This is a genomic window from Shewanella sp. FeAMO (assembly GCF_053653955.1).
In genome coordinates this window covers 1,690,048-1,714,154 of record NZ_CM132201.1, presented here as the reverse complement: position 1 = coordinate 1,714,154, position 24,107 = coordinate 1,690,048, and the positions used below count along the sequence as shown (strand labels likewise).

Below are 24,107 nucleotides of genomic sequence, written 5' to 3'. Positions count from 1 at the left end.
GTTACCCCTGTTGGCCAACGGCTGACACTATGCGTATCTGTTTCTCATCGGGAACCTCCTGATAGGAGATCACCCGCAGATTGGGAATAGTGTGCTTAACAAAACGTGACAGAGTAGAACGCAGCATGCCGGATGTCAGCAATATGGCGGGCTGACCGACCATTTCCTGCTTCTGGGCCGCTCCGGCCAGTGACTGCTGCATACGCTCTGCCAGTCCCGGCTCGATATTCGGACCTTCGCCCCCTGTCGCCTGCATTGACTGATGCAACATCTGTTCCAACTCTGGCGCCAAAGTTATGACGGGGATTTCCGGCTCAGGACCGGCTATCTCCTGCACTATCATGCGTTTAAGGGCAATACGTACCGCGGCGGTCAACACCTCAGTATCATTGCTCTTGGGACCGTACTCCAGCAGGGTTTGGACTATGGTGCGCAGATCCCGAATCGATACCCCCTCGTTGAGCAGGTTCTGCATCACCTTAACCACATTACCCAGGGTCATCACATCGGGAATAAAGCCATCGACCAACTTGGGCGAATGCTTGGCCAGCATATCCAGCAACTGTTGCACTTCTTCGTAGCCCAGCAGTTTGGAGGCGTTATTGGTCAGAAGTTGACTGAGATGAGTGGCCACCACAGTGGCGGCATCCACAACCGTGTAGCCCAGAGTCTGGGCGTGCTCTCTGAGCTCGGGGGCAATCCATACCGCATCCAGACCAAAGGCGGGATCTTTGGTTTCTATGCCATCCAGCTTACCGAATACCTGTCCCGGGTTAATCGCCAGTTCGCAATCGTGACGTACTTCGGCTTCACCACTTGCCACCCCCATCAAAGAGATGCGATAGGCATTGGGAGAAAGGTCGAGGTTGTCGCGGATATGTACTGCCGGCACCAGGAAACCCAGTTCCTGAGACAGCTTCTTGCGCACCCCTTTGATACGGCCGAGAAGCTCGCCGCCCTGACCTTTATCCACCAAAGGAATAAGGCGATAACCCACCTCCAAGCCAATGGTGTCCACGTGACGAACATCGTCCCAACTGAGTTCTTTGGGTTCGTTGAGGCTCTTCTCGGTGGGCCCTTTCTTGGCGAGCTCCAGCGCTTGCTGTTTGTTCTTTTCATTACGTTTGTAGATAAAGAAGGCGCCCACTGAGGCCAGCAAGGCAAAGGTTAAAAACGCCAGATGAGGCATGCCGGGCACTATACCCATCACAAAGAGTACCGCAGAAGCGATGAGCAATGATTTGGGGTTGTCGAACATCTGCTGCACGACCTGCTGTCCCATATCGCCAGACTCATTCTGACGGGTCACCATCAGCGCGGCAGCGATGGACAACAACAGCCCGGGTATCTGCGCTACCAGGCCATCACCTATGGTCAGCAGGGTGTAAATCTCTACCGCTTGGGAAAAGCTCAGTCCGTGCTGAACTATTCCTATGATGAAACCACCCAAGATGTTGATCACCAAGATCAAAATACCGGCAATCGCATCCCCTTTCACAAACTTGGAGGCACCGTCCATAGAGCCGTAGAAGTCGGCCTCACGGGTGACTTCTTCGCGGCGTACCCTGGCCTGCTCCTGATTGAGGATACCGGCATTGAGGTCGGCATCAATCGCCATCTGTTTGCCCGGCATGGCGTCCAAGGTAAAGCGGGCACTCACTTCCGAAATACGCCCGGCACCTTTGGTTACCACGGCAAAGTTGATGATAATCAGAATGAGGAACACCACCAGACCTACGGCATAGTTACCGCCGATCACCACTGAGCCGAAGGCCTCAATCACTTTACCGGCAGCATCACCGCCGTTATGACCTTCGAGCAATACCACCCGGGTAGAAGCGACGTTAAGTGCCAGTCTGAGCAGAGTGGCTACCAGCAAAACGGTCGGGAAAGCAGCAAAATCCAGTGGCCTTTGGGTGTAAACAGCCACCAGCAGCACCACCAGCGCCAAGGCAATATTGAAGGAAAACAGGATATCCAGCAGAAAGGCCGGCATAGGCAAAACTATCATGGCCAGCGTCGCCAGGACCAGAAGCGGCGTGCCTACGCCCTTGAAGTTTGCCGGTTTTACTTGCCTCAGTTGCCCGAGCGTCGCTTTAACATCCATTCACTATCAGCCTGAAGTTTGACACTTAGGCCAAGTTCAGCAAGTTTCGCGCCAAGTTAGTTTCAATACTGCTTGTATTCATCCGGGATGGGTTGATTGAGAGGGATAGGTTTGGGCCGAGTGCCCTTGCCTTTTTGGTATTGCCTGAGCTGGAACACATAGGCGAGCACTTGGGCTACAGCGGTGAACAGGCCTTCGGGGATCTGCTGATTGAGCTTGGTAGTATGGTAAATCGCCCGCGCCAGAGGCGGCGCCGACACTATGGCAACCTGGTGCTCTCTGGCAATTTCACGAATTTTAAAGGCCACATCGTCGACGCCCTTGGCCAGCACAAAGGGCGCTGGTGACTTGTCTACATCGTACTTTATCGCTACTGCGAAGTGCTCGGGGTTAACCACTATCACATCGGCCTTGGGCACTTCACTCATCATCCGCCGCTGGGCCATCTCCCTTTGCAACTGACGAATACGGCCTTTGACCTCGGGCTTTCCTTCGGTGTCCTTGTACTCGTCTTTGACTTCCTGCTTGGTCATCCGCAATTGCTTGGCGTGGTTCCAAATTTGAAACGGCACGTCAATAACCACTATCACCAGGGTGGACGCACTCAGTAGAATAAACATCCATACCAAGAGATCCAATGCATGGCGTATATTGCCCGGCAGGTGATCCTGCGACAACCTGAGAATATCTTCAAAGTAGAAGCTCAGCAGCAGATAGGCTGACAGTGCCACCACGGAAAACTTGGCGATCCCCTTGGCCAGCTCCACCAACGCCTGTACCCCGAACATCCTTTTAAAGCCGGTCATAGGGTTCATCTTACTGCCCTTGGGCATAAATGCCTGGGTCGAAAAACTGATACCGCCTAGAACAATATTACCGACAAAGGCCACGAAACCGAGAAACAGAATAAAACCGGCCATAGGCCAACCCAGCTCGGCGGCAACTATACCCCAGACATTGAACATGCTGTTGGTATCGAATATCTGATCCCGTTCCATGGAGAAGATACGGCTCATGACAGAGGCCAGACTGGCGGCCAGACTTGGCCCCAGCATGGCAAAACCCACGGCTGCGGCCAACAATACCGCCGAGGTACCCAACTCTTTTGACCTTGCAACCTGCCCCTTCTCTCTGGCCTGTTGCAAGCGCCTGGAGGTTGCCTCCTCACTTTTTTCCTGCCCGTCTTCGTTCTCTGCCATCAGGGGACTCCATCCAGATTACAGGTCAGCTCCAGCATGTCACACAGCAACAGCTGCGCCGCATGCCAAACCTCATCGAAGTGAGCCATCACAGGCCCCAGTGTCAGCCAAAGAATAATCAGGCCACCTATCATGGTAACGGGAAAACCTATGGCAAAAATGTTCAGCTGGGGTGCTGCCCGGGTCATCACCCCGAAAGAGAGGTTAACGGTAAGCAGTGCAATAATGGCAGAGATAGACATGGTCAACGCGGCGCCGAACATATAACTGCCCCACTCAGCCAGGGTGCGATAGTTGGCAATTTTGATCCCTTCGCTGGATACCGGCAAGGTTTCAAAGCTTGCCACCAGCATACGTATCATCACCAGGTGGCCATCGACCGCCAGGAAGATCATGGTGGTCAGCAGCAAAAAGAAGTTACCTATCACAGGCGTTTGCTGCCCTGAGCTGGGATCCACCATGGAAGCAAAGCCCAAACTGGTTTGCATGCCGATTATCTGCCCGGTCAGCACAAAGGTTTGCATAATGAGCAAGGTAACAAACCCCATGGCGGTACCGATAAGAATCTGTTGAGTAGTAATAAATACTGCTGCGAGAGAGAAAAGATCCACTCCGGGCATGGGCGGCAAGACAGGCGCTATTGCCACAGTCAGGGCCAGTGCCAGCAACAAACGGACTCTGGCAGGTGTGGTATTGGCGCCAAAAACCGCCATCACCATCAACATGCTGGCCACCCGAAACAATGGCCAGAGGTAGGCGGCCAGAGTTTGTTGGATGCTGTCGAACAGTATCTCCATGGCTCAGCCCACCACTTGCGGGATCCTGTGAACCATCTCGATAAAGAAATCCATCATGGTGCGCACCAGCCAGTGACCGATAAACATCAGTGCAAATAGGGTCATCAAGAGCCTGGGCAGAAAACTCAGAGTCTGTTCGTTAATGGAGGTAGCCGCCTGAAACACTGCCACAATCAAGCCTATGATCAACCCGGGCACCACTATGGCCGAAACCATCATCACGATCACCGCCAGGGCTTCGCGGAAAATGTCGATCAGTGACTCGGGGGTCATCTGCGCCTCCTATAAACCGAAGCTGCCGGCGAGAGTGCCCATCACCAGGGTCCAGCCATCAACCAGCACAAACAACATGATCTTGAACGGCAAGGAAACAATCATGGGGGATAGCATCATCATACCCATGGCCATCAGAATACTGGCCACCACCAAATCCAGCACCAGAAAAGGCACAAACAGCATAAAACCTATCTGGAATGCGGTCTTGAGCTCACTGGTGATAAAGGCCGGGATCACCACTGTCATGGGAGCATCTTCAGGGTTGTTGATGTTCTGGTAGCCGGAGATCTCAATAAAGGAGTTGAGATCCGTGGTGCGGGTTTGTGACAACATAAACTTTTTCAGCGGCGATTGTCCGGCATCGAATGCTTGCTGCAAGGTCATGCTGTCATTCATGTACGGCTGCACCGCGTCATCATAGATGCGGTCAAACACAGGCGCCATGATAAAGAAGGTCATAAACAGGCTCATACCGATAAGAACCTGATTGGAAGGGGTTTGTTGCAGGCCTATAGCCTGCCGCAGGATAGACAAGACCACTATGATACGGGTGAAAGAGGTCAGCATGATCACCATGGCCGGCAGGAAACTCATGGCGGTCATCAGCAGCAGGATCTGCATGGTCACCGAATACTGAGTCGAGCCATCCGGCCCGGTAGTCACGGTTACCGCCGGAAACAGCGAATCCTGAGCCTGGGCAAAGCCCGGCAGCAGCATCAGAGGTAATAGCAGCAGTGGCCAATATTTCATGATGGTTTCACCCTGGCCTGCCTGAGCTTGGCGGCGAAGCTCTCATTGTCTATGGTCACCGGCCGCTCCAGCTTATCTACCAAAGAGACTTGCGCCGCAGTGACTCCCAGCAGGTATTGCTGCCCATCCAGTTCCACCAATACCAGCTTCTCTTTCTGCCCGAGCGGGGTAACTGCCAGCGTCTTGATAGCCGATTGGCTGCCCGGCACCAGATTGAGGCGTTTCACCAGGTAGGCCAGCACAAAAATCAACGCCAGCACCAGAATAAGCCCGCCCATCATGCTGGCCATGGTCGCCAGGCTGCTGCCACCGTCGTGAGTCAAGGCGGTTGCCGCCTGAGTCGTCGTTTGAGTCATGGCCACCGGCTTATTTGAGTTTCTTGATACGTTCGGTCTGGCTTATCACATCCGTCAGACGAATACCGAACTTGTCGTTGACCACTACCACTTCGCCGTGTGCAATCAAGGTGCCATTGACCATCACATCCAGAGGTTCACCGGCGACTCTATCCAGCTCCACTACCGAGCCCTGGTTGAGCTGCAACAGATTGCGGATACTGATAAAACTGCGCCCCACCTCCATGGAGATAGTCACGGGGATATCCAAAATGGTATCCAGTTTGGCGGCTTCCTCTTCAGACAAGGGTTTGGCATCGCTCTTGAGCTCATCCAAATCAACCGCCTTGGCCTCCTCTTCAGCCTGCTCGGCCATGGCGGCAGCCCAATCGTCCATCTCTTCAGTACTCATTCTCTATCACCTTATATATCCGAGATATCCTTGGATTTACCCTTGCGGGTTACCAGCTGCAGTTCGGTCTTGACCGTTTCCGGACGCGGGATCTTGTCGCAGATCTTCAGCGCCAGGTTTTCCCTTACCCGCCCCAGCTTACATCTGTAGGTGGGCAAGTCCTCAATCTTCATCACTATATGCTCAGGCAACTCAACCGGGATCACATCACCGGCCTTGAACTCCATTACTTCCCTGAGAGTCATCTCTTTTTCAAGCAGACGTGCATCCAGCCCCACTTCGACATCCATGATCTCGTCTTTCAGCGCCTGAGACCAGCGCATATCGGTATCTTGCTTATCGCTTTGAACCCCGGCGTCCAGCAGTTCCCGGATGGGTTCAATCATAGAATAGGGCATGGTAATGTGAAAATCGCCACCGCCGCCGTCCACTTCAATATGGAAAGAGTTGACCACTACCACTTCGGTCGGGCTGACAATGTTGGCCATCGCCGGGTTAACTTCTGAATCCAGATAGTCGAATTCGACATCCATCACAGGCGCCCAGGCATCTTTGTAATCTTCAAAGATAATCTTCAGCAACAGCTGTACTATGCGCCGCTCTGTCGGGGTAAATTCCCGCCCTTCGATCTTGGCATGAAAGCGGCCATCGCCACCAAAGAAGTTATCCACCAGAATAAACACCAATCTGGCTTCCATGGTAATCAGCGCTGTCCCCTTGAGTGGACTGAAGCGCACCATATTCAAACTGGTGGGCACAAACAGAGTGTGCACATACTCACCAAACTTGAGCATTTGCACGCCGTTAATGGAGACTTCGGCTGCCCGGCGCATCATGTTGAACATGCTGATCCGCAGGTGACGGGCAAAGCGCTCGTTGACAATTTCCAGGGTCGGCATCCGGCCACGGACGATACGATCCTGTGAAGAAAAGTCATAGGATTGGGCGTCGTGTCCCGACTCCTGGGCATCCTCTTCTTCGACGTCGTCCACGCCATGAAGCAGCGCATCAATTTCGTCTTGGCTTAATAAATCACTCACGATATTGCCTTCGCCTCTTGTCCCTGTTACTGCATCACAAAGCCGGTGAACAGCACTTTCTCAACGACTTTACGGCCGGTAACCGGTTGCAGTGTGTTTTGTACATTGAGCAGCGCCAACTGTCTGAGCTCATCCTTGCCTGCCTGGCTGCTGAGCTTTTCAACATCGGCACCGCTGAAAGTGGTCAGCAGTGCATCTTCAATCAAGGGAATATGCTTCTTGAGAGTGACATCGTCATCGCTGCCACGCACCATGAGCTGTACCTTTATCTCCACCAACCTGGAACGGTTGGCCCCCGGCAGGTTGAACAGAAATGGTCTGGGCATGGCCACATAGAAGGCTTCCCTGCTGTTACTGGCCTGAGCTTCTTCGGTTACCTGCTCACCTTCGGCCGCATCGACCGCAGTGTCATCTGAACCGCCCAGGAAAAACCACAAGCCAGCACCGACCAGCAGCAACACCACCAAACCAATGCCGCCGAAGATAAAGAGTTTCTTTTTGCTTTTGGGCGCCGGCGCCTCTTGCAGCTCAAGCTCTTCTTGCTCTGCCATTCTCTACCCTTTCCCTTAATCAACCGCAATGCCCGCGGAAAAATACCATCCCTATAGGTTACCTGCTCAGGCGTAATAATCTATACCCGAGCCATAACTTGTTGTGTGATTTGTGCTTTGTGCCGTTTCTTCGGCGGAAATTTCACCATTGGCACCCTCTTGGGCAAAACCACCTCCATTGCCACCTTGCTGCTCGCCTTGCTCCCGACCACCTTGAGAGATGTGGCTATCGGCCAGGTTCATTCCCTGCTCCTGCAGCATTTCTCTCAATCTGGGCATGGCCTGTTCCAGCATATCCCGGGTTTGTGGTTGGGTGACATGGAACTGCACCTGAGTCTGATCACCATGCACCTGAACTCTGACCATCATGGCTCCAAGCTCTGGTGGGTCGAGACGAATCTCAGCCTGCTGCACACCATTACTGACCATGGTAATCAACTGCTGCCGCATCACGGGGGCAAAACGCTGCACCATATCGGCGGTTTGCAGTGATTGCTCCATCCCCTGCCTCAATGACAGTTGATATTGGGCCATCTCTCCCCTCTGTGGAGGCTGCAACCCTTGTTGATGCAGCTGTTGCTGAAACGGGCTGATATCTGTCTGGGTTGATGCCGCATCGCCCTTGAGCGCCTGATGTATGGCGTCACTCACAGGGCTTCGTACCTCGGCAGCAGTCTGAGTACCTTTCACCTCAGCCTTAAGTAAGCTGGCGAGAACATCCTTGGCCGTAGCTTTGTCACTCTTGCCGTCAGCGCCAACAGACGTTGCCGCCGCGGCCACCGCAGCCCCCAAGTTGCCGGCAGTATCTGTCTTGGCCTTCTCGGCAATTGCGCTTTGCGCCAAGATCTTGTCACTCTTTTCCTCAGCGGCATTGAGCACAGCTTCACGAACCACAGCAGCCATACCATCCTGAGTCGCCGCCTTACGCGCTGACTTATCAGCATCCGGCCAACCCATTTGTTGCTCGCCTTCCTGAGACTTGGCCTTTTCCGCTGTTGCAGCCGCCTTGTCGAGAGCCAGCAAAGGAGCATCTATAGTTTCATCCTCTGCTTTGCTATCGCCTTTGCTTGCCGCTTTCTCATCAGTATCGGCCAGTTTGGCACTGTCTTCTTCACTCTCGTCGCCTTCGTCAGCGGCAATCACCTCTGCGCCTTCCAGACTATCTGTCACTACCATGCCAAGCTCGGCACTCCCCTGCTTGAGGTTTTCCAAGAGCTTCATCTGCTCTTCGGGAGACATGGCCTTGATCTCATCTTCTTTGAGCCCGGTGAGAGCGGCAATCTGTTTCAGCAGGCTCACCTCATCCACTTCGGTGACTATGGTGCCGTCTTCAGACGGCAATTTCTTGCCCATGGCTATTTGCCCCAGAATAAGCGAGACATCGACGGCCTGCTCAGCTTGGGCACCTTCTCTGATAAGACTGCCACCGGTAAATCCCGGCTTGGCGCCTTGCGAGTCGAACGAGAACTTAGCCTGCGCCTGTTGATAAGCGGCGAAAAAAGCTTCGTTATCAGTAGATTGTAGTGCATCTGTGGCAGAAACTCCCTTGCCGCCCGCATTGCCGATCAGGATATTGGATAACTGCTGCATGCCTTCCTCCAGCACCTAGGCCCTCAATAGATAAAGATAGGCCGAGTCAGAATTAATGTCTCTGTCTCAAACAAAGCAAAATTCACGCCAATAAAAAATATAGAATGAATATTAAGGAATTGTCCGGGAATGGATGTCGGAATGGGCTCAATGGTTGAGCTTGCGACGGAAAAACTGCTGGGAAGCAAACTCATCGATGAGTTTCTGCTCCTGTTTGGCGGCTTTGGCTTCGGCCTGCAGGGCTTTTTTCTCCAACAACATCTCCACCGCCTTACGCTTTTGCTGCTTCTCCAGCCAATGTTGCTGTCTATAGGCCCGCTGCTTATCGGCCTCGGCGACCACGGCAAGTTGTTGCCCTATGGCATCATCTACCTGACGCACAAATCGATGAAACTGCTGGTAATAGGAGGCGCCAATGCTCTGCCCCTGCTGGGCATCGAGTTGCTTCATATAGTCGAGACGGTATTCCTGCAGCGCCTGCAGCTGAGATTTACGCCTCTGGCATTCCATTTGTGCGGCTTTAAGCTGCAGCGCCGCCTGCTCTTCGGCTTCGACCGCCAGTTTCAACACTGTGTGCAAAGGATCGGATTTAGCCATCTGTAGTATTATTCCTTAAAATTGCCTGCCTTACGGGCCTTAACCCGGCGCTCTATTGAGATCAGGCTCCCCTATGGTCACTGCATTTTTGTCGAGCACGCAAACTCCCGCACTGAATGGCATTACACCTTACATTGGGCAGCAAGCTGCCCCAACATTTGCTGGCAATCGCTGAAACTAATGGCATCGCGCATCCCCTGCCGCAAAAAGGCGTTCATGGCGGGTTGCAGGCGTATGGCGTTGTCGATACGCGGATCCGAGCCTTGGGAATAGGCACCAATGGAGATCAGATCCCGGTTTTGCTGGTAGAGCGAATAAACCTGCTTGACGCGCCGCATCGCTTCCAGGTGCGCCTCGCTTATCACCATGGGTGCCACCCGACTGATGGAAGCTTCAATGTCTATCGCCGGATAATGCCCTGAGTCGGCCAAGGCCCGTGACAACACTATGTGACCGTCCAAAATGGCCCGCGAGGCATCGGCAATGGGATCTTGCTGATCGTCCCCTTCGGTAAGCACAGTATAGAAGGCAGTGATCGAGCCCTGCCCTTCACCACCATTACCGGCGCGCTCCACCAAACGGGGCAACTTGGCAAATACTGAAGGCGGATACCCCTTGGTTGCCGGCGGCTCACCGACCGCCAGGGCGATTTCCCGCTGCGCCTGGGCGTAACGGGTCAGGCTATCCATCAACAGCAGGACGTCATAGCCGAGATCGCGAAAATACTCGGCTATCCGAGTCGAGGTTTCGCAGGCACGAAGGCGCATCAAGGGGGAGGTATCGGCCGGGGCGGCTATGACCACAGAGCGGGCCCGCCCCTCGGCGCCCAGGATCTCTTCGATAAACTCTTTCACCTCCCGGCCACGCTCCCCCACCAGGCCAACCACAATAATGTCGGCCGTGGTGCCGCGGGTCATCATGCCAAGGAGCACACTCTTACCCACGCCGGAGCCGGCAAAGAGCCCCATACGTTGGCCCTTGCCCACGGTAAGCATGGCGTTGATGGCTCTGACGCCTACATCGAGCGGTTCGGTAATCGCCCGTCTGGCCAAGGGATTGATTGCCGGGCTATGGCGCGAGGCTTGTTCGTCTGTGTGCAGGGCGCCCATACCATCGAGCGGCTGGCCGTTACCGTCCAGCACCCGACCAAGGAGACTCAAACCGACGCTGAGCCCGGTTTGTTCACCGAGCGGCATCACCTTGGCGCCGGGCAGCACGCCCCTGAGTTCTTCCACCGGCATCAGATACAATAGCTCATCGTCAAAACCTATCACCTCGGCAATAAGCTTACCCGCCATGGTATCTATGGCACAGAGACTGCCGACCGGCGCCCGGCAACCACTGGCTTCCAGCGTCAGGCCAACCACCCGCACCAACTGGCCACTGGCAACCGCTTGAAACGGCGCCTGCTTTTCGGCCAAGTGTTTGAGTTCACTCAGCAGTTGGCTTCGGCGCTGCTGCATCATGAGTGTCTCCTTCGATGGGCTGTTCGCCCTCTTGGCTTGCGGTCTCGGCCTTGTCGCTCATAGCGGCTGTTTGTTCATCTGCAAGCGTTTGCTCCTGCTCGCTGTCCTGTGGCGGCGGGCTTGGCCTATCGTCTATTGCGGCCTGCTGCTGGGCGGCCTTTTTCGCCAACATGGATTGTTCGGCTTCAAGATTGGCAAACACCCCTTCCAAACGGGTTTCCAGGCGCATATCCACTTGCGAGCGTTGGCTATCCACCACACAATCACCACGATTGAGGCCGGGATCGGCTTCCAGTGTCCAGCGGTTACGTGTCAGTTGCTCTTCACCGTAGAGCTCGCTGACCAAAGCCATATCTTCCGGGTGCAAACGCAGATTCACTTTCTGCTCTTTGAGTGGCAGGGCATCTATCCCTTGCCTGAGCGCCGCCAGTATATGTTCCGGGTGGGTCTTCAGCTCATGGGCTATGAGGTTGCGCGCCAAAGTGCCGACCAAGGTCAGTAAAGATTCTTCTATCTGGGTATCCAGCAGCGCCAGCGGCGCCTCGAACTGAGCAAGCAAGGCGTCGAAACGCTCTATCATGACGGCGGCCTGTTGCAAGCCTTCTTCCCGGCCTTGCTCAAGTCCCTGGGCAAAACCTTCACTGTGGCCCTGCTCCAAGCCCTGAAGACGGCCTTCCTCCAGGCCTTTGGCCAGCCCTTGTTCCTTGCCTTCGGCAAAACCTTCCTGCTCGGCTTGCTCGCGGATAGATTCGATTTCAGCCAAAGTCGGTGGTGATACAGCCTCTTCGGCGGTCTTGGGCTCTATACGTCCAGGCTTATAGCCAAACAGATTACTCGGCTTAAGCGGCATGGCGTCACCCACATCGGGCAACTGCCAATTAACAAACTCGTCCGCTTCATCCGGCGGCAAAATGTTGTGGGACACCTTTTTGTCTGTCATTCAAACTCGCCTGTCAAAGGAATTCTTCACTGCCGCCGCCACCGAGCATAATCTCTCCGGCATCGGACAAGCGACGGGCGATGGACAATATCTCTTTCTGGGCCACTTCCACTTCGCTGATACGAATTGGCCCCATGGCCTCGAGATCGTCACGCAGCAATTCGGCGGCACGTTTGGACATATTGCCGAGGATCTTCTCCTTCAGTGGCTCGTCGGCGCCCTTGAGCGCCTTCATCAGTACATCCTGCTGCACTTCCCGAAGCAGCGTCTGAATGCCACGGTCGTCGACATCGATCAGGTTTTCGAACACGAACATCAAGTCCTGGATCTGCTGCGCCATCTCTTCGTCGGACTCGCGCAGAGTTTCCATCAGTTGGCTCTCCACCCCGGTATCCAGGTAGTTCATAATGTTGGCAGCGGCCTTCAAGCCACCCATCTTGGCGGCCTGGGCGCCACCCTGACCGGCAAACTGTTTCTCCATGATGTCGTTCAGCTCCTGCAGTGCTGCAGGTTGCACCTCTTCGAGGTTGGCGATACGCATCATCAAATCGAGACGGGTGTTTTCCGGGAACTGGGCAAAGATTTCCGCCGCCTGATCCGGTTCAAGATAGGACAAAACAATGGTTTGGATCTGCGGGTGTTCGTTCTGGATAATAGTCGCCACCTGTCTGGCGTCCATCCACTTGAGCGAGTCGAGGCCTTTGGCGCCGCTGCCCATGACAATCTGCTCGATAAGGTTACCGGCCTTGTCTTCACCCAATGCGGTAGTCAGTGCCTTACGCACAAACTCTTCGCTGTTAAAGCCTATGGAGGAGTATTTCTGGATATCATCCAGAAACAGCTTGTGAACCGCAACCACCTTCTCCTGGCCGAACTCCTGCATGGCCGCCATGGCCATACCCACCTTTTGAACCTGTTTGGGTTCCAAGTGTTTGAGAATAGAGGCCGCATCGGCTTCACTGAGACTCAGCAACAAAATGGCGGTCTTCTCAATCCCGTTGAGATTCTTGACGTCGAAGCCGCTCTCGGCTGGTTTATCCGCTTTTTTTTCAGGCATCTTCTTGCAACCAGTTCTTCACCACTTGGGTGGACAGTTCAGGTTCATTGGCCACCAGAGCACGTATGGCCTTAATCATATCATCATCTTTGTGCAGATCCGGTATCAGAATCGAACCGTCATCGGCATAGCTGTATTCACTTTCAGGGCGGTTGAGCATACCCAGGGTGTCGGCAGCGTACTGATCTTCAATATCTGCCAGCTCGTGCCCCAGCGCAGGTTCGTCCGGCATATTCTGGCCATCGGGATAGATGAGGCGTTTGAGCATGGGACGCACCACGAACAGGATAAGCACCAAAATCACCAAGGCACCTATGCCGAGTTTCATCGCCCGCCAGAACCAGGGCTGCTCCCACAGAGGTGGCTCAGGCAGGTCTTCAACCAGCTGATCCATAAAGGGCACAGTCACCACTTCTATCATGTCACCCCTTTGGCTATTGAAGCCAACGGCGCCTTCCAGCAAGCGACGGATATTGGCCATCTCTTCACCTGTGCGAGGCACTCTGGCAACCTGCCCATTTTCACCTGCAGCACCTGCCTTGTAGTCGACCGCCACTGAGACACTGACCCGGCGTACCACACCTATCTGCTGACGGGTATGGCTGATGGTGGTATCCAGCTCAAAATTACGGGTCGCTTCCCTATGGCTGTTGCCTGAAGTAACACTGCTGCTTTCTGCGGCATCGGCAGCGTTTTCAGGAATATTGGACTCCATCGGCGGCTGATTGGAAAGAGCTCCGGGGATACCGCCACTGCTGCCACCAACGCTGTTGTTTTCCACTGTCATTTCACTGCGAAGAGATGGCAGATCCGGATTGAAACGCTTGGCAGTTTGCTCGACTGCGGTGAAGTCCATGCTGACATCCACTTGAGAAGTGAAGTTTTCCGGACCGAGGATCGGCATCAGAATCGAGTCAATCTTGGTGCGGTATTCGTTTTCTTTTTGCTGCACCAGCTCAAGCTCGCGTCTGGCGCGGGCAGACACCCCATCCTGACTGCCTGAGTTCAGCAAGCGGCCGTTGGAGTCTGTCACTGTAACCCGGCTGGGTTCCATGCCATGAACCGCTGAGGCAACGATATCGACTATCGCATCAACTTCTTCCTGTCCCAAACCGCCCCTACGGGTATTGACCACCACTGTGGCACTGGGTTTGGCGCGATTGCGGGCGAACACATTTTCCTTCGGCAGCGCCAGGATCACCTTGGCACGGCTGACACTATTGAGCTCTTCAATCGCCCGCGCCAGGTTCATCTCCTGACTCTGCTTCAGCCTGGCCTGTTCCATCCGCTGACTGACACCAAAGCCGGAATCCTGGCTCAGATAATCCTTGGCCTCGGCACTGGAATCTATGCCGGCGCGGCTCAGCATCATCTTCACGTCCTGATACTTGTCTTCAGGCACAGTGATCACATCGACTTCAATCTTGTACGGTACCCGGTTCTTATCCAGCACATCGAGTACCTGCACCATCTCCTGGGTATCCATCTTGCCCAGAGGTCGGTATTCCGGTTCCTGAGCCCAGATCATCACAAATACCGCCAGAGCCAGACAGATAGCCAATGCCAGGATCATGGTGATCTGCCGCAGCATATCCACTCCCCCGAGGGAGCCCAATACACCCGACTTGTTTTCCTGTTGGACCCCTTCCAGCGTTGTTCCACCGGCGGAAACATTGGATCCTGCTACTAATTCTGTGCTCACGGTGCGTTCCTGTTATCCGGGATCTGTGATGCAAGCATGCCTTAAACAGGCATGCTCATAATCTCTTTGTAGGCTTCGACCAGCTTGTTGCGCACCTGCACTGTGGCCTCGAATGCGACGCTGGCTTTCTCGCGGGCAATGACAGTGTCAGACAGAGACACTGTGGTGTCGCCCATCTCCAGCCGGGTGGCCAGATTGGATGATGTGCTTTGCAACTCACTGACATTGCCTACGGCCTGGGCCAGTAATTGGCCGAAATCAGTTCCTGTGGTATTGCCCACCTGGCGTACAGGCGAAGACTGAAATCCCGTTGGGGCAATTTCACCTTTAAGTGATTGCATTTCTTGCAATAAAGAATTGGCACCTATTTGCATCTTCTCACTCCTGTCGTCAGCGAATTGACGAAAAATCTGGGTTACCAGACTCTATGCAATTAGTTTGCCAAAAATGGAATAGTCAAAGTTAAGCTAGGTAAACGCCCTGAATTCACCCAGGGCCTGAGGAAAAACACAGGAATTGGAAAGCGGCCTGACGGCCGCTTTGGAGATGACTCAGGCGGGCACCTCTATGCCCATCTCACGCATGCGCGCCATCTTGTATCTGAGAGTGCGGGCACTGATCCCCAATTTCTCTGCCACCAGCTTGCGACTGCCCTGACACTGGGCCAGAGTCTCAAGAATAATCACATGCTCCTGAGCCTTGAGCTCATCACCAAGCGCCTCCGGTGTTTCCGGGGCTGTGGTATCTCCCAAAGCAACATCCTGCAAATCGATAATAATATCGCCCGCTTCTATCTGCCCTTGACTCAAGATCAACGCCCGCTGGATCACGTTATCCAGCTCACGGACATTCCCCGGCCAGCGGTGGGCCAACAAACGTCGCACTGCAGCATCGCTGAGAACTGGCACCGGGTTAATCGCCGCGTTTTCAGCGTGACGCGCCAACAGATGTTTGGCCAACGGGATGATATCCGCCGGTCTTTGGTTCAGTGCCGGCCAGGCAAGCGGAAACACATTGATCCTGTAATAAAGGTCTTCGCGAAACTCGCCCTTGGCCACCATCTCTTTCAGATCCCGGTTGGAGGTTGCCAGCACCCGGACATCGAGCTTGATGGTCTTGCGGCCTCCCAAACGTTCAACCTCGCGCTCCTGCAGCACCCGCAGCAGCTTGGCCTGCAATGCCAGCTCCATCTCGGAAATTTCATCGAGCAACAGAGTGCCGCCATGAGCCTGTTCAAACTTACCGGGGCAAGCCTGATAAGCCCCGGTAAAGGCGCCTTTCTCGTAGCCAAACAAGGTGGCTTCCAGCATATTTTCCGGGATGGCGGCGCAATTAATCGCCACAAAAGGCCCGTCAGGCCTTTGGCTGTGCTGATGAATGTAGCGAGCCAGCACTTCTTTACCCGAACCGCTGGGGCCACTTATCATCACAGAGGCTTCTGAGGCGGCCACCCGCTGCGCCAGTGCCAGCAAGGCCAGGCTCTTTTCATCGGCCACCACTGGGCCGCCGCTAACCACCTTGGGGCGTAAATAGCGACTCACCTGATTGAGCAATACCTGAGGGGCAAACGGCTTGGCGAGATAATCCACGGCCCCCAGCTTGATTGCGCTGACGGCATTGTCGATGGTGGCATAGGCTGTCATCAACAGGATCGGCAGCTGCGGATGTTGCTGACGCAGATAATCCAGCAGCCCCATACCGCCGATACCTTCCATCTGCACATCGCTTATCACCATATCAAAACGATTACCTTTCAAAGCGGTTATCGCTTCTTCGGCGCTGGCGACATCGACGCACTCATAACTGGCGAGCAGCAAGGTATCGAGCAGTGCTTCCCGAAGCGCGGCATCGTCTTCCACCAACAAAATTTTTGCTTCGCTCATGCCACGCCTCCTTGAGAGTCTGTCGTTAACGGGAATGTCAGCGTGACGGTACAACCTGCACCCAGCTTACAGCTGAGGTCCAATTTGCCGCCGTGGCTGCGCACCACTGACTGCACCACCGCCAGCCCAAGCCCTGTCCCCTGACGCTTGGTGGTGAAAAAAGGCTCCAGCACCTGCTTTTGCATCTTGCTGTCCAGGCCCTTGCCGTTATCTATCACATCGAGGCGCAGTGCCTGATCGCAGCTCAGGCGCAAAATGACTCTTTTGGCGCCGGCTTCCAGGCTATTGATCACCAGATTATTGATAGCAGAACTCAAGCCATGAAGATTGACCTGCATCTCGCTATCGCCTTCAATTTGCAGGCTCAATTCAACATTTTGCCTGGCAGCGATGGGCTCACAGTTGGCCATGACTTTTTCCAGCACCGTCGAGAACGGCACTCTATCGCAGGCTTCCTCTTGCTTACCTTTGGCAATCAACAACATATCATTGACCTGCTGCTCCAGCTCGGAAAGCCGGTCGAGTAATTTGCCCTGAAAACGCTCTCTGGAGCCGGCATCCAGCCTTGGACTGCCCAAGTTGGCGGCATAGAGTAAAGCGGCAGACAGAGGAGTGCGTATTTGATGCGCCAGAGTGGCTACCATTTTCCCGAGCGCAGACAAGCGTTCAAGGTGGGAAAGGTTTTGCTGCAACAGTCGGGTTTCGGTGAGATCGGTCAGCATAATCAGCTGCCCCTGCTCCGGGGTCAGAGGCGTAATAGCCAGCTTCACCCGGCGGCCATTACGCAGGGAAACTTCATGACCATCGTCTTTTTGCGGCGCGAAGGCGCGATTGATGATAGTCAGCCAGCGCTGACCAACCAGAGGAACACCCAACAAAGATTCGGCAACCGGGTTGGCTTCACTGACCAAGCCGTCACCGTTGAGGATAACGACGCCCGAAGGCATGGCCTGCAGAATATGCTCCATACGATTGGACATATTGGCGGCTTCCCTTACCGGGATCCATTCGCGGCCATGATGAGAGATGGTTTCGAGCTGAGCCAGTGGGCTTGCAGACATATTAACCCCGTCAAAAATACGATGCTGACAGGGTTAATGCAGAGTTTATGCCAATTTAAAAATCTAAATTATCAGTAGCTTAGTCTTTACTCATGCCGTATTTGCGCATTTTCTCCACCAAGGTGGTGCGGCGAATACCCAGCATTTCAGCGGCGCGGGCAACGACGTTGTCCTGCTGATCCAGCGCCTGACGTATCATGTCGATTTCCAATTCGGCCAAGAGATCCTTGAGATTGACCCCTTCCGGAGGCAGCTCACTGGGAAAACGGGTCTCTGGCAAATCGACCGGCTCTTCGTCATTGAAGATGGATGCCAAGGCATCACGCTCCAGTTGCTCTTCACTGACCTCGACCGAATACTCGGGCACATCGATATGGCGATACTTGACCGGCAGGTCGTTAACATCGACCAGGCCGCCCGGATAGAGGATTGTCAACCTTTCTACCAGATTGGACAGCTCGCGGACATTGCCCGACCAGGCGTGTTCCTTGAGAGAGTCAATGGCGCGTTGGGTAAAACGCACCCGTCCCTTGCCTTCGTTGAATACCCGACTGACCAACTCCTGCAGCAACAAGGGGATATCATCCCGACGCTCACACAGAGGTGGCATTTCGATGGGGAACACATTGAGGCGATAGAAGAGATCTTCGCGGAATTCACCGCCTTCAATCATGGTTTCCAGATCTCTGTGGGTCGCAGCTACCACTCGCACATCGGCGGTAATCGCCTTATTGCCACCCACACGTTCAAATACTCTTTCCTGCAGCACCCGCAGCAGCTTGACCTGCATCTGCAGCGGCATATCACCTATCTCATCGAGGAACAGGGTGCCGCCTTCGGCCAGCTCAAAACGTCCCTTACGGGCACTGATAGCACCGGTAAAGGAGCCTTTCTCATGGCCAAATAGTTCACTTTCCAACAGCTCTGGAGGAATGGCACCGCAGTTGACCGGAATAAAAGGGCCATCGCGACGCTCTGAAAGATAATGAATATTACGGGCAACCACTTCCTTGCCGGTACCAGAGGGGCCGAGCACCAGCACAGTGGCATCAGATCCCGAAACCTGGTTAATCAGATGGCGCACATTGGCAATGCCGTCGCTGCGCCCTACCAGGCTGCGGAACAGCTTGGTCTGGTTGGCACTGGTTGGTACCTGCGGCCGCTTGACCTGACCGAAGACCTGGCAAAAATGCAACAGTTCAGTCAGTTGGGAATAGCTGAGAGGTTCTTCAATCTTGCCGAGTAGATTGGAAGGATTGGCATTGCTTTGCCCCAACAGCAACATAGGCTGCCATGGCAGTTTAAGCATCAGCGACTGCAGCGCCTCGTCCTCTATACCGTCACTGACCAATATCATGGCCCGACATCGAGTTTCCGGAGATTGCGCGTCGATAGCCTCGGGAGCCACAACTTCCACTTGCTCACCAATAAACTCTAAAACACAAGATAAGCGACTGGTGCGCTCAGAGGGGTTTCCGACAAGTAAAATTCGTTGATCTGTATGCATCATTCAGTGGGCCGCTAAGCTTTGGCAATTATGGATTCGCATTAATTATTAGTGTTAGTTGCTCTGGAAAGTCTGGCAATGCTTTCTTCACATACTCAGCTAAATTTGTAGCAATGCTGAATATTGTATTATCGGCACGATATAAGCAAGCCTAGGATGGCTTTTCTGCCTAACCCTTCCTGATTTTAGTCCAAATTCAGCACTTAAGAGCTAATATCGTCAATTAAATGGCGTAAGTCAAAAAGGCGCCAAAGGCGCCTTTATCTCGAATGGTTAATAACTCAACGGTTTTCTTCGTGAGCCGTAAGGTGATGTTTATCAGCGGGAATGGCATCCCAGGCTTCTTTGATGTCCCGCAGCACGGCCGCAACATCATCCAGCGCCTGAACATCATTATTCAGATTGGCCTCAGAGATACGCCGCAGCATAAAGTCGTAAAGGTTGCTGAGATTCTTGGCTATCTCACCACCGGCTTCCATATTCAGGCTGTTGCTGAGACCTGTGATAATACCAATCGCCTTGTTGATGAAAATTCCCTTGGACGACTGGTCGCCTTGCTCTATGGCGTAACGACTCTGGGCAATACGCTCCAATGCGCCGTTGAACATCAACTGAATGATCCTGTGCGGTGATGCAACTGAGATTTCACTCTCCAATGACACCTTACGATAAGACTGTAGCGACCCTCTCATAAATACCTACCTATTTGCATCTATAGACTTGTAAACATTGACCTGACGTTTGTTCTGACTCCTGAGCGCCAATAGCTCCTGCCTTTGTTGGCGTATCGCTTTGGCATGCTGCTCAAAAGTGGCAGTCAGCTCCAATTGCTCCTCTAGCAACTCAGGACTCTGCACTTCCTCTATCAGGGTCTGGAGCAAAGTTTGACGCCTGCTTACCAGCTCTTGCAAATTAGAGACCAACTCGTCAGTTTTTTCATCCTCGGCGGGAATTGTCAGTAAACAATCCAGAGCCCGGCGCAACAATTCGTTGATCTGATTCAGTTCTTCAGTTACCTGCATCTTTTATCCCAATCAGCTACTCTTCTTGACGACACCCGGCAAGGAGTTCAGGGCACCGATTACGTTCTGTCCCTGTGCTGACAACTGGCCAACCACCAGATCCATCGCGTTGAACTGCTTGGTCAATCTGGCTTCCAGCAACTCCATTTTAAGGGCAAAGGCCTCACGCTGATCCGCAAGACGTTGCTTATCGCCGGTATAGGCCTGATTGCGGGTGTCTATTACACCACCGGCCTTGACGTAGGTCGTGGCCAATTCATCCATGGCGTTGGCTAGGCCGGTATCCTTGGTGGAAAACAGCGCTTCGACCCCGTCCATATTGGTCTTGATGGCCTCATCAAGCTTGGCATCATCAATCGAGAGTTTGCCATATCTGTCGGTTTTAATGCCAATATCATAGAGTGCAATAGTACCGTCGGCCGTCGCCACCCTGTCACTGATCCCGGAGCGTAACTGAGATTCCAGTGAGCGGATCATGGAGTCACCCTGCAGCGCTGCAGCCTCTTTTTTGTCTACATCATAGGCCGAGAGCTTTTCTATCGAGGTGATCAGGCTATTGTAGGCATCAACAAAACCTTTGACGTTTTCTTTAACCGCATCGGTATCCTGAGCTATGGTCAGCTTAGTGGTCTTGTTGACATCAGCATCAGTGAGGTTGAGCGTCACGCCGGGGATGGCGTCTTTCACTTCATTGGATTGGGAAGTCAGCTTCTGGCCGTCAATATAGAGTACGGCGTTGCTGGCAGCCTGGATCTCTTCAAGATTACCGGCACCAAACATATCTGAAAGCCCGGTACCTGAAGTATCAGTTGCGGTTACGCTTATCTGGTTATCCGTGCCTTCTTTGTCGGAGCTGAATACCAAACGGCTGCCGGCATCACTGGTGATGACAGTGGCGGTAACCCCCGAATTATCGGCATTGGCATTCACTTTTTTGGCAATATCTTCAAGCGAATCTGTGGCTTCCACATCGACGCTGAAATTCTCGCCATTGACCGCAAATTGTAGGCTTCCTTCACCGACCGCGGCACTGGCATCGGCGGTGGCAGCACCGGCAACCTTGTGTTGCTGTGCCAAGGCCTCAATCTTGATGTTGTAGGAGCCGGGCAAAGAGTTTTTACCTGCAGTGGCAGTAAAGAAGTCTTCGTTGCCCAAGGTAACAGTACGTTGATTCAAGGCGCCGCCATCCTGGAGCTTTTTCAGCGCATCCTGGAACTTGGACAGCTGGCTCTTGAGGGTTCCTATGGCAGAAACCTTGGCATCTATCGTATCTTCGGTCTTATTGAAAATCGCCTCTTTAGGCACTTTCTCGGCGTCAACCAAGACCTTGACGATCTCGGTAATATTGAGCCCCGACCCCAAACCTGTTGCTGTTAATGCCATATCAACCTCTATCTCACGTTAAGCCTTTTAGGCTTCCGTCTTCATCAGCAGTCCTGCTACTTCTGAAAGTTTAGCAGCCAGCTCCAAAGCTTCCTCGCTGGGGATCTGTCTTATCACATCCCCTGAGTCTACATCCATCACGCTGACAACGTGAGTGCCGGATGTTTCATCCACTTTGAATGCCAGTCCCTTGCGCATCATAGACATGGTATTGGAGAGTTCTTCCGCCACCTGCTGCAGCTGCTCGGGATCTTGCTGCGCCTCCTTGTTCTGCTCCGCCTCATCGACCGGCTTGAGCAAGGCTGTCGCCTCGGTTTCCGCGTTCTTGGGAGCAGCTTCTTTCAACTGTCCCGGCTTCACTTCTGTCCTCACTGGGACAGCATTGGATAAGGTAGTAACTTCCATCGCCTATTCTCCACTCAGTTGACCTAACTGCCTTCAATATCTTCCTTCCATGAATGCAGCAAAGGGAGATCCGTTGCCGAACCTCCCTTTTACTGACGCGATAGCTAACCTGAAAGATTACAGCAGTGACAGTGCAATCTGTGGCAGCTGGTTAGCTTGGGCCAGCATGGCCGAACCTGTCTGTTGCAGCACCTGGCTCTTGGTCATGGCAGAGGTTTCTTTGGCGAAATCCACGTCCACGATACGGCTCTTGGCGTCGGCAACGTTGGCCTGAGTGTTGGCGCTGTTGCTGATGTTGTGTGCCAGACGGTTCTGGATGGCACCCAATTCGGCGCGTTGTGAGTCGATGTTCTTGATAGCGGCATCGATCTTACCGATAGCTGAGTCACGACCAGCAGAAGTCAGTACAGTCAGAGAGTTAACAGAGAGAGTACCAGCGTTGGTGGTCTTCACTTTAACTGTTACATCTTCGCCATCCTGGTGACCTACCTGGAACTTTTTACCGGCAGAGAAGCTACCTGTCATCAGCTTGGTGTTACCAAAGGCGGTAGTGTTACCGATAGCTGTGATTTCAGTTGCCAGCGCATCCATTTCGTCTTTCAGCGCCTGCAAGTCAGCAGTACTGTTGGCACCGTTTTCAGACTGGATGGCCAGGTCACGCATACGTTGCAGCATGTTGGTCTGCTCCTGCATCGCACCTTCAGAGATCTGGGCGATGGAGATAGCGTCGTTGGCGTTACGCATGCCGACTTCAAGACCTTGCACCTGGCTATTCAGGCGGTTAGAAATCGCCAGACCTGCAGCATCATCTTTAGCACTGTTGATACGCAGACCACTTGACAGACGCTCCATTGAAGTAGCCAGGCTACCGTTGGAGATGTTCAGGTTTTTCTGAGCTTTCAGTGATGTTACGTTGGTGTTTACTGTAATAGCCATAATGATTTCCTCTTTACCTGGCTTGGAAAACTAGCCTGTCTTCGTTTGAGCCAGGCGGGTCTTACTGGTTACAGTATCTTTAACGGCACCCCTGTTTTGATCTTTAGTCATTTTTTTCAAAAAATCATCAATTCTTCTTAACTCAATGATTGTTTGAGAAAAATAATATCGCCAGTGGTGATGAAACCACTGACGATATTGCCCTTTCCACTCGATTAGCCAAGCAGAGAAAGCGCGACCTGTGGCAATTGGTTGGCCTGTGCCAGCATGGCAGAACCCGTCTGCTGCAGTACCTGGTTCTTGGTCATGGCCGAAGTTTCCTTGGCAAAGTCCACATCCACGATACGGCTCTTGGCATCGGCAACGTTGGCCTGAGTGTTGGCACTGTTGCTGATATTGTGGGCCAGACGGTTTTGCACCGCACCCAATTCAGCGCGCTGGGTATCTATGTTCTTGATGGCGGCGTCAATCTTGCCAATGGCAGAGTCACGACCGGCAGAAGTCAGCACCGTCAGCGCATTTACCGACATTGATGCGGCATTATTGGTTTTGACCGTCACTGTCACGTCTTCACCGTCTTGGTGACCGACCTGGAACAGCTTGCCACCGGAGAACTCACCAGTCATCAGCTTGGTGTTACCAAAGGCTGTGCTGTTACCGATAGCGGTGATCTCATCACGCAGCTGATCCATTTCATCTTTCAGCGCCTGCAGATCGGCGGTGCTGTTGGCACCGTTTTCAGACTGGATGGCCAGGTCACGCATACGTTGCAGCATATTGGTCTGCTCTTGCATCGCGCCTTCGGCAATCTGGGCGATGGAAATCGCGTCGTTGGCGTTACGCATGCCCACTTCCAAGCCGCGAACCTGAGAGTTCAACCGGTTGGAGATAGCCAGACCCGCGGCATCATCCTTGGCGCTGTTGATCCTAAGACCACTGGACAGGCGTTCCATAGAAGTCGCTAGGTTACCACTGGATATGTTCAGGTTCTTCTGTGCCTTCATCGAGGTCACGTTAGTATTAACGGTAATAGCCATGTTGAGTTCCTCTTCCTAGTTTTAGCGCCAAGACTCGGAGCTTGGCTAAATTTG

Annotated in this window: 25 protein-coding genes; all 25 read right to left on the bottom strand. The window is 53.5% G+C overall.

Annotated elements, in window-relative coordinates; all coding sequences use genetic code 11:
- Position 1: 1 nt before the first annotated feature.
- Positions 2-2,107 carry a flagellar biosynthesis protein FlhA gene (gene flhA / locus ACWAU4_RS07735; protein ID WP_028779136.1) on the bottom strand — a complete coding sequence of 702 codons (2,106 nt, stop codon included), beginning with the start codon at positions 2,105-2,107 and terminating at the stop codon, positions 2-4.
- Between the two features lie 62 nt (positions 2,108-2,169).
- Positions 2,170-3,306 carry a flagellar biosynthesis protein FlhB gene (flhB, locus tag ACWAU4_RS07730; protein ID WP_044734083.1) on the bottom strand — a complete coding sequence of 379 codons (1,137 nt, stop codon included), beginning with the start codon at positions 3,304-3,306 and terminating at the stop codon, positions 2,170-2,172.
- A complete protein-coding gene (gene fliR, locus ACWAU4_RS07725) occupies positions 3,306-4,103 on the bottom strand; it encodes a flagellar biosynthetic protein FliR (RefSeq protein ID WP_025011070.1) in 798 nt (265 codons plus the stop codon). The genes flhB and fliR overlap by 1 nt, the downstream gene beginning before the upstream one ends.
- A gap of 3 nt (positions 4,104-4,106) precedes the next feature.
- Entirely contained in the window at positions 4,107-4,376 is a 270-nt protein-coding gene (gene fliQ, locus ACWAU4_RS07720; RefSeq protein ID WP_025887440.1) for a flagellar biosynthesis protein FliQ, read from the bottom strand.
- A 9-nt stretch (positions 4,377-4,385) separates the two neighbouring features.
- Positions 4,386-5,096, bottom strand: coding sequence for a flagellar type III secretion system pore protein FliP (gene fliP, locus ACWAU4_RS07715; RefSeq protein ID WP_243756868.1), 711 nt, complete (start codon positions 5,094-5,096; stop codon positions 4,386-4,388).
- A 29-nt stretch (positions 5,097-5,125) separates the two neighbouring features.
- A complete protein-coding gene (gene fliO, locus ACWAU4_RS07710; RefSeq protein ID WP_025011068.1) occupies positions 5,126-5,485 on the bottom strand; it encodes a flagellar biosynthetic protein FliO in 360 nt (119 codons plus the stop codon).
- A gap of 10 nt (positions 5,486-5,495) precedes the next feature.
- Entirely contained in the window at positions 5,496-5,876 is a 381-nt protein-coding gene (fliN, locus tag ACWAU4_RS07705; RefSeq protein WP_025011067.1) for a flagellar motor switch protein FliN, read from the bottom strand.
- 11 nt (positions 5,877-5,887) lie between these two features.
- Positions 5,888-6,916: a flagellar motor switch protein FliM gene (gene fliM / locus ACWAU4_RS07700; RefSeq protein WP_025011066.1), complete on the bottom strand. Its 1,029-nt coding sequence runs from the start codon at positions 6,914-6,916 to the stop codon at positions 5,888-5,890.
- A gap of 26 nt (positions 6,917-6,942) precedes the next feature.
- Complete coding sequence (gene fliL, locus ACWAU4_RS07695) at positions 6,943-7,467, bottom strand: flagellar basal body-associated protein FliL (RefSeq protein ID WP_045282485.1); 525 nt, start codon at positions 7,465-7,467, stop codon at positions 6,943-6,945.
- 66 nt (positions 7,468-7,533) lie between these two features.
- A complete protein-coding gene (locus tag ACWAU4_RS07690; protein WP_052678480.1) occupies positions 7,534-9,057 on the bottom strand; it encodes a flagellar hook-length control protein FliK in 1,524 nt (507 codons plus the stop codon).
- Between the two features lie 147 nt (positions 9,058-9,204).
- The gene (fliJ, locus tag ACWAU4_RS07685) at positions 9,205-9,654 is read right to left on the bottom strand and encodes a flagellar export protein FliJ (RefSeq protein WP_045282486.1); all 450 of its coding nucleotides are present in this window, start codon (positions 9,652-9,654) and stop codon (positions 9,205-9,207) included.
- Positions 9,655-9,776: 122 nt separating this feature from the next.
- Complete coding sequence (fliI, locus tag ACWAU4_RS07680; protein WP_028779131.1) at positions 9,777-11,117, bottom strand: flagellar protein export ATPase FliI; 1,341 nt, start codon at positions 11,115-11,117, stop codon at positions 9,777-9,779.
- Complete coding sequence (gene fliH, locus ACWAU4_RS07675; RefSeq protein ID WP_215793659.1) at positions 11,086-12,060, bottom strand: flagellar assembly protein FliH; 975 nt, start codon at positions 12,058-12,060, stop codon at positions 11,086-11,088. The genes fliI and fliH overlap by 32 nt, the downstream gene beginning before the upstream one ends.
- Positions 12,061-12,073: 13 nt before the next feature.
- Positions 12,074-13,117 carry a flagellar motor switch protein FliG gene (gene fliG, locus ACWAU4_RS07670; protein WP_025011061.1) on the bottom strand — a complete coding sequence of 348 codons (1,044 nt, stop codon included), beginning with the start codon at positions 13,115-13,117 and terminating at the stop codon, positions 12,074-12,076.
- Entirely contained in the window at positions 13,110-14,819 is a 1,710-nt protein-coding gene (fliF, locus tag ACWAU4_RS07665) for a flagellar basal-body MS-ring/collar protein FliF (RefSeq protein WP_025887432.1), read from the bottom strand. The genes fliG and fliF overlap by 8 nt, the downstream gene beginning before the upstream one ends.
- 41 nt (positions 14,820-14,860) lie before the next feature.
- On the bottom strand, positions 14,861-15,193 hold the full coding sequence (gene fliE / locus ACWAU4_RS07660) for a flagellar hook-basal body complex protein FliE (RefSeq protein ID WP_025011060.1): 333 nt from the start codon (positions 15,191-15,193) through the stop codon (positions 14,861-14,863).
- 177 nt (positions 15,194-15,370) lie between these two features.
- Positions 15,371-16,702: a sigma-54-dependent transcriptional regulator gene (locus tag ACWAU4_RS07655; RefSeq protein WP_045282487.1), complete on the bottom strand. Its 1,332-nt coding sequence runs from the start codon at positions 16,700-16,702 to the stop codon at positions 15,371-15,373.
- Positions 16,699-17,763, bottom strand: coding sequence for a sensor histidine kinase (locus ACWAU4_RS07650; protein ID WP_045282488.1), 1,065 nt, complete (start codon positions 17,761-17,763; stop codon positions 16,699-16,701). The genes ACWAU4_RS07655 and ACWAU4_RS07650 overlap by 4 nt, the downstream gene beginning before the upstream one ends.
- A gap of 79 nt (positions 17,764-17,842) precedes the next feature.
- A complete protein-coding gene (locus ACWAU4_RS07645) occupies positions 17,843-19,273 on the bottom strand; it encodes a sigma-54 dependent transcriptional regulator (protein WP_025011059.1) in 1,431 nt (476 codons plus the stop codon).
- Positions 19,274-19,551: 278 nt separating this feature from the next.
- Positions 19,552-19,962: a flagellar export chaperone FliS gene (gene fliS, locus ACWAU4_RS07640; protein WP_025011058.1), complete on the bottom strand. Its 411-nt coding sequence runs from the start codon at positions 19,960-19,962 to the stop codon at positions 19,552-19,554.
- A gap of 6 nt (positions 19,963-19,968) precedes the next feature.
- Complete coding sequence (locus ACWAU4_RS07635; RefSeq protein WP_025011057.1) at positions 19,969-20,292, bottom strand: hypothetical protein; 324 nt, start codon at positions 20,290-20,292, stop codon at positions 19,969-19,971.
- Positions 20,293-20,304: 12 nt separating this feature from the next.
- Entirely contained in the window at positions 20,305-21,675 is a 1,371-nt protein-coding gene (fliD, locus tag ACWAU4_RS07630; protein WP_044734078.1) for a flagellar filament capping protein FliD, read from the bottom strand.
- Positions 21,676-21,702: 27 nt separating this feature from the next.
- A complete protein-coding gene (locus ACWAU4_RS07625; protein WP_371872775.1) occupies positions 21,703-22,035 on the bottom strand; it encodes a flagellar protein FlaG in 333 nt (110 codons plus the stop codon).
- A 162-nt stretch (positions 22,036-22,197) separates the two neighbouring features.
- Positions 22,198-23,016 carry a flagellin N-terminal helical domain-containing protein gene (locus tag ACWAU4_RS07620; RefSeq protein WP_025011055.1) on the bottom strand — a complete coding sequence of 273 codons (819 nt, stop codon included), beginning with the start codon at positions 23,014-23,016 and terminating at the stop codon, positions 22,198-22,200.
- Positions 23,017-23,231: 215 nt separating this feature from the next.
- Positions 23,232-24,053, bottom strand: coding sequence for a flagellin N-terminal helical domain-containing protein (locus ACWAU4_RS07615; protein WP_025011054.1), 822 nt, complete (start codon positions 24,051-24,053; stop codon positions 23,232-23,234).
- Between the last annotated feature and the right edge of the window lie 54 nt (positions 24,054-24,107).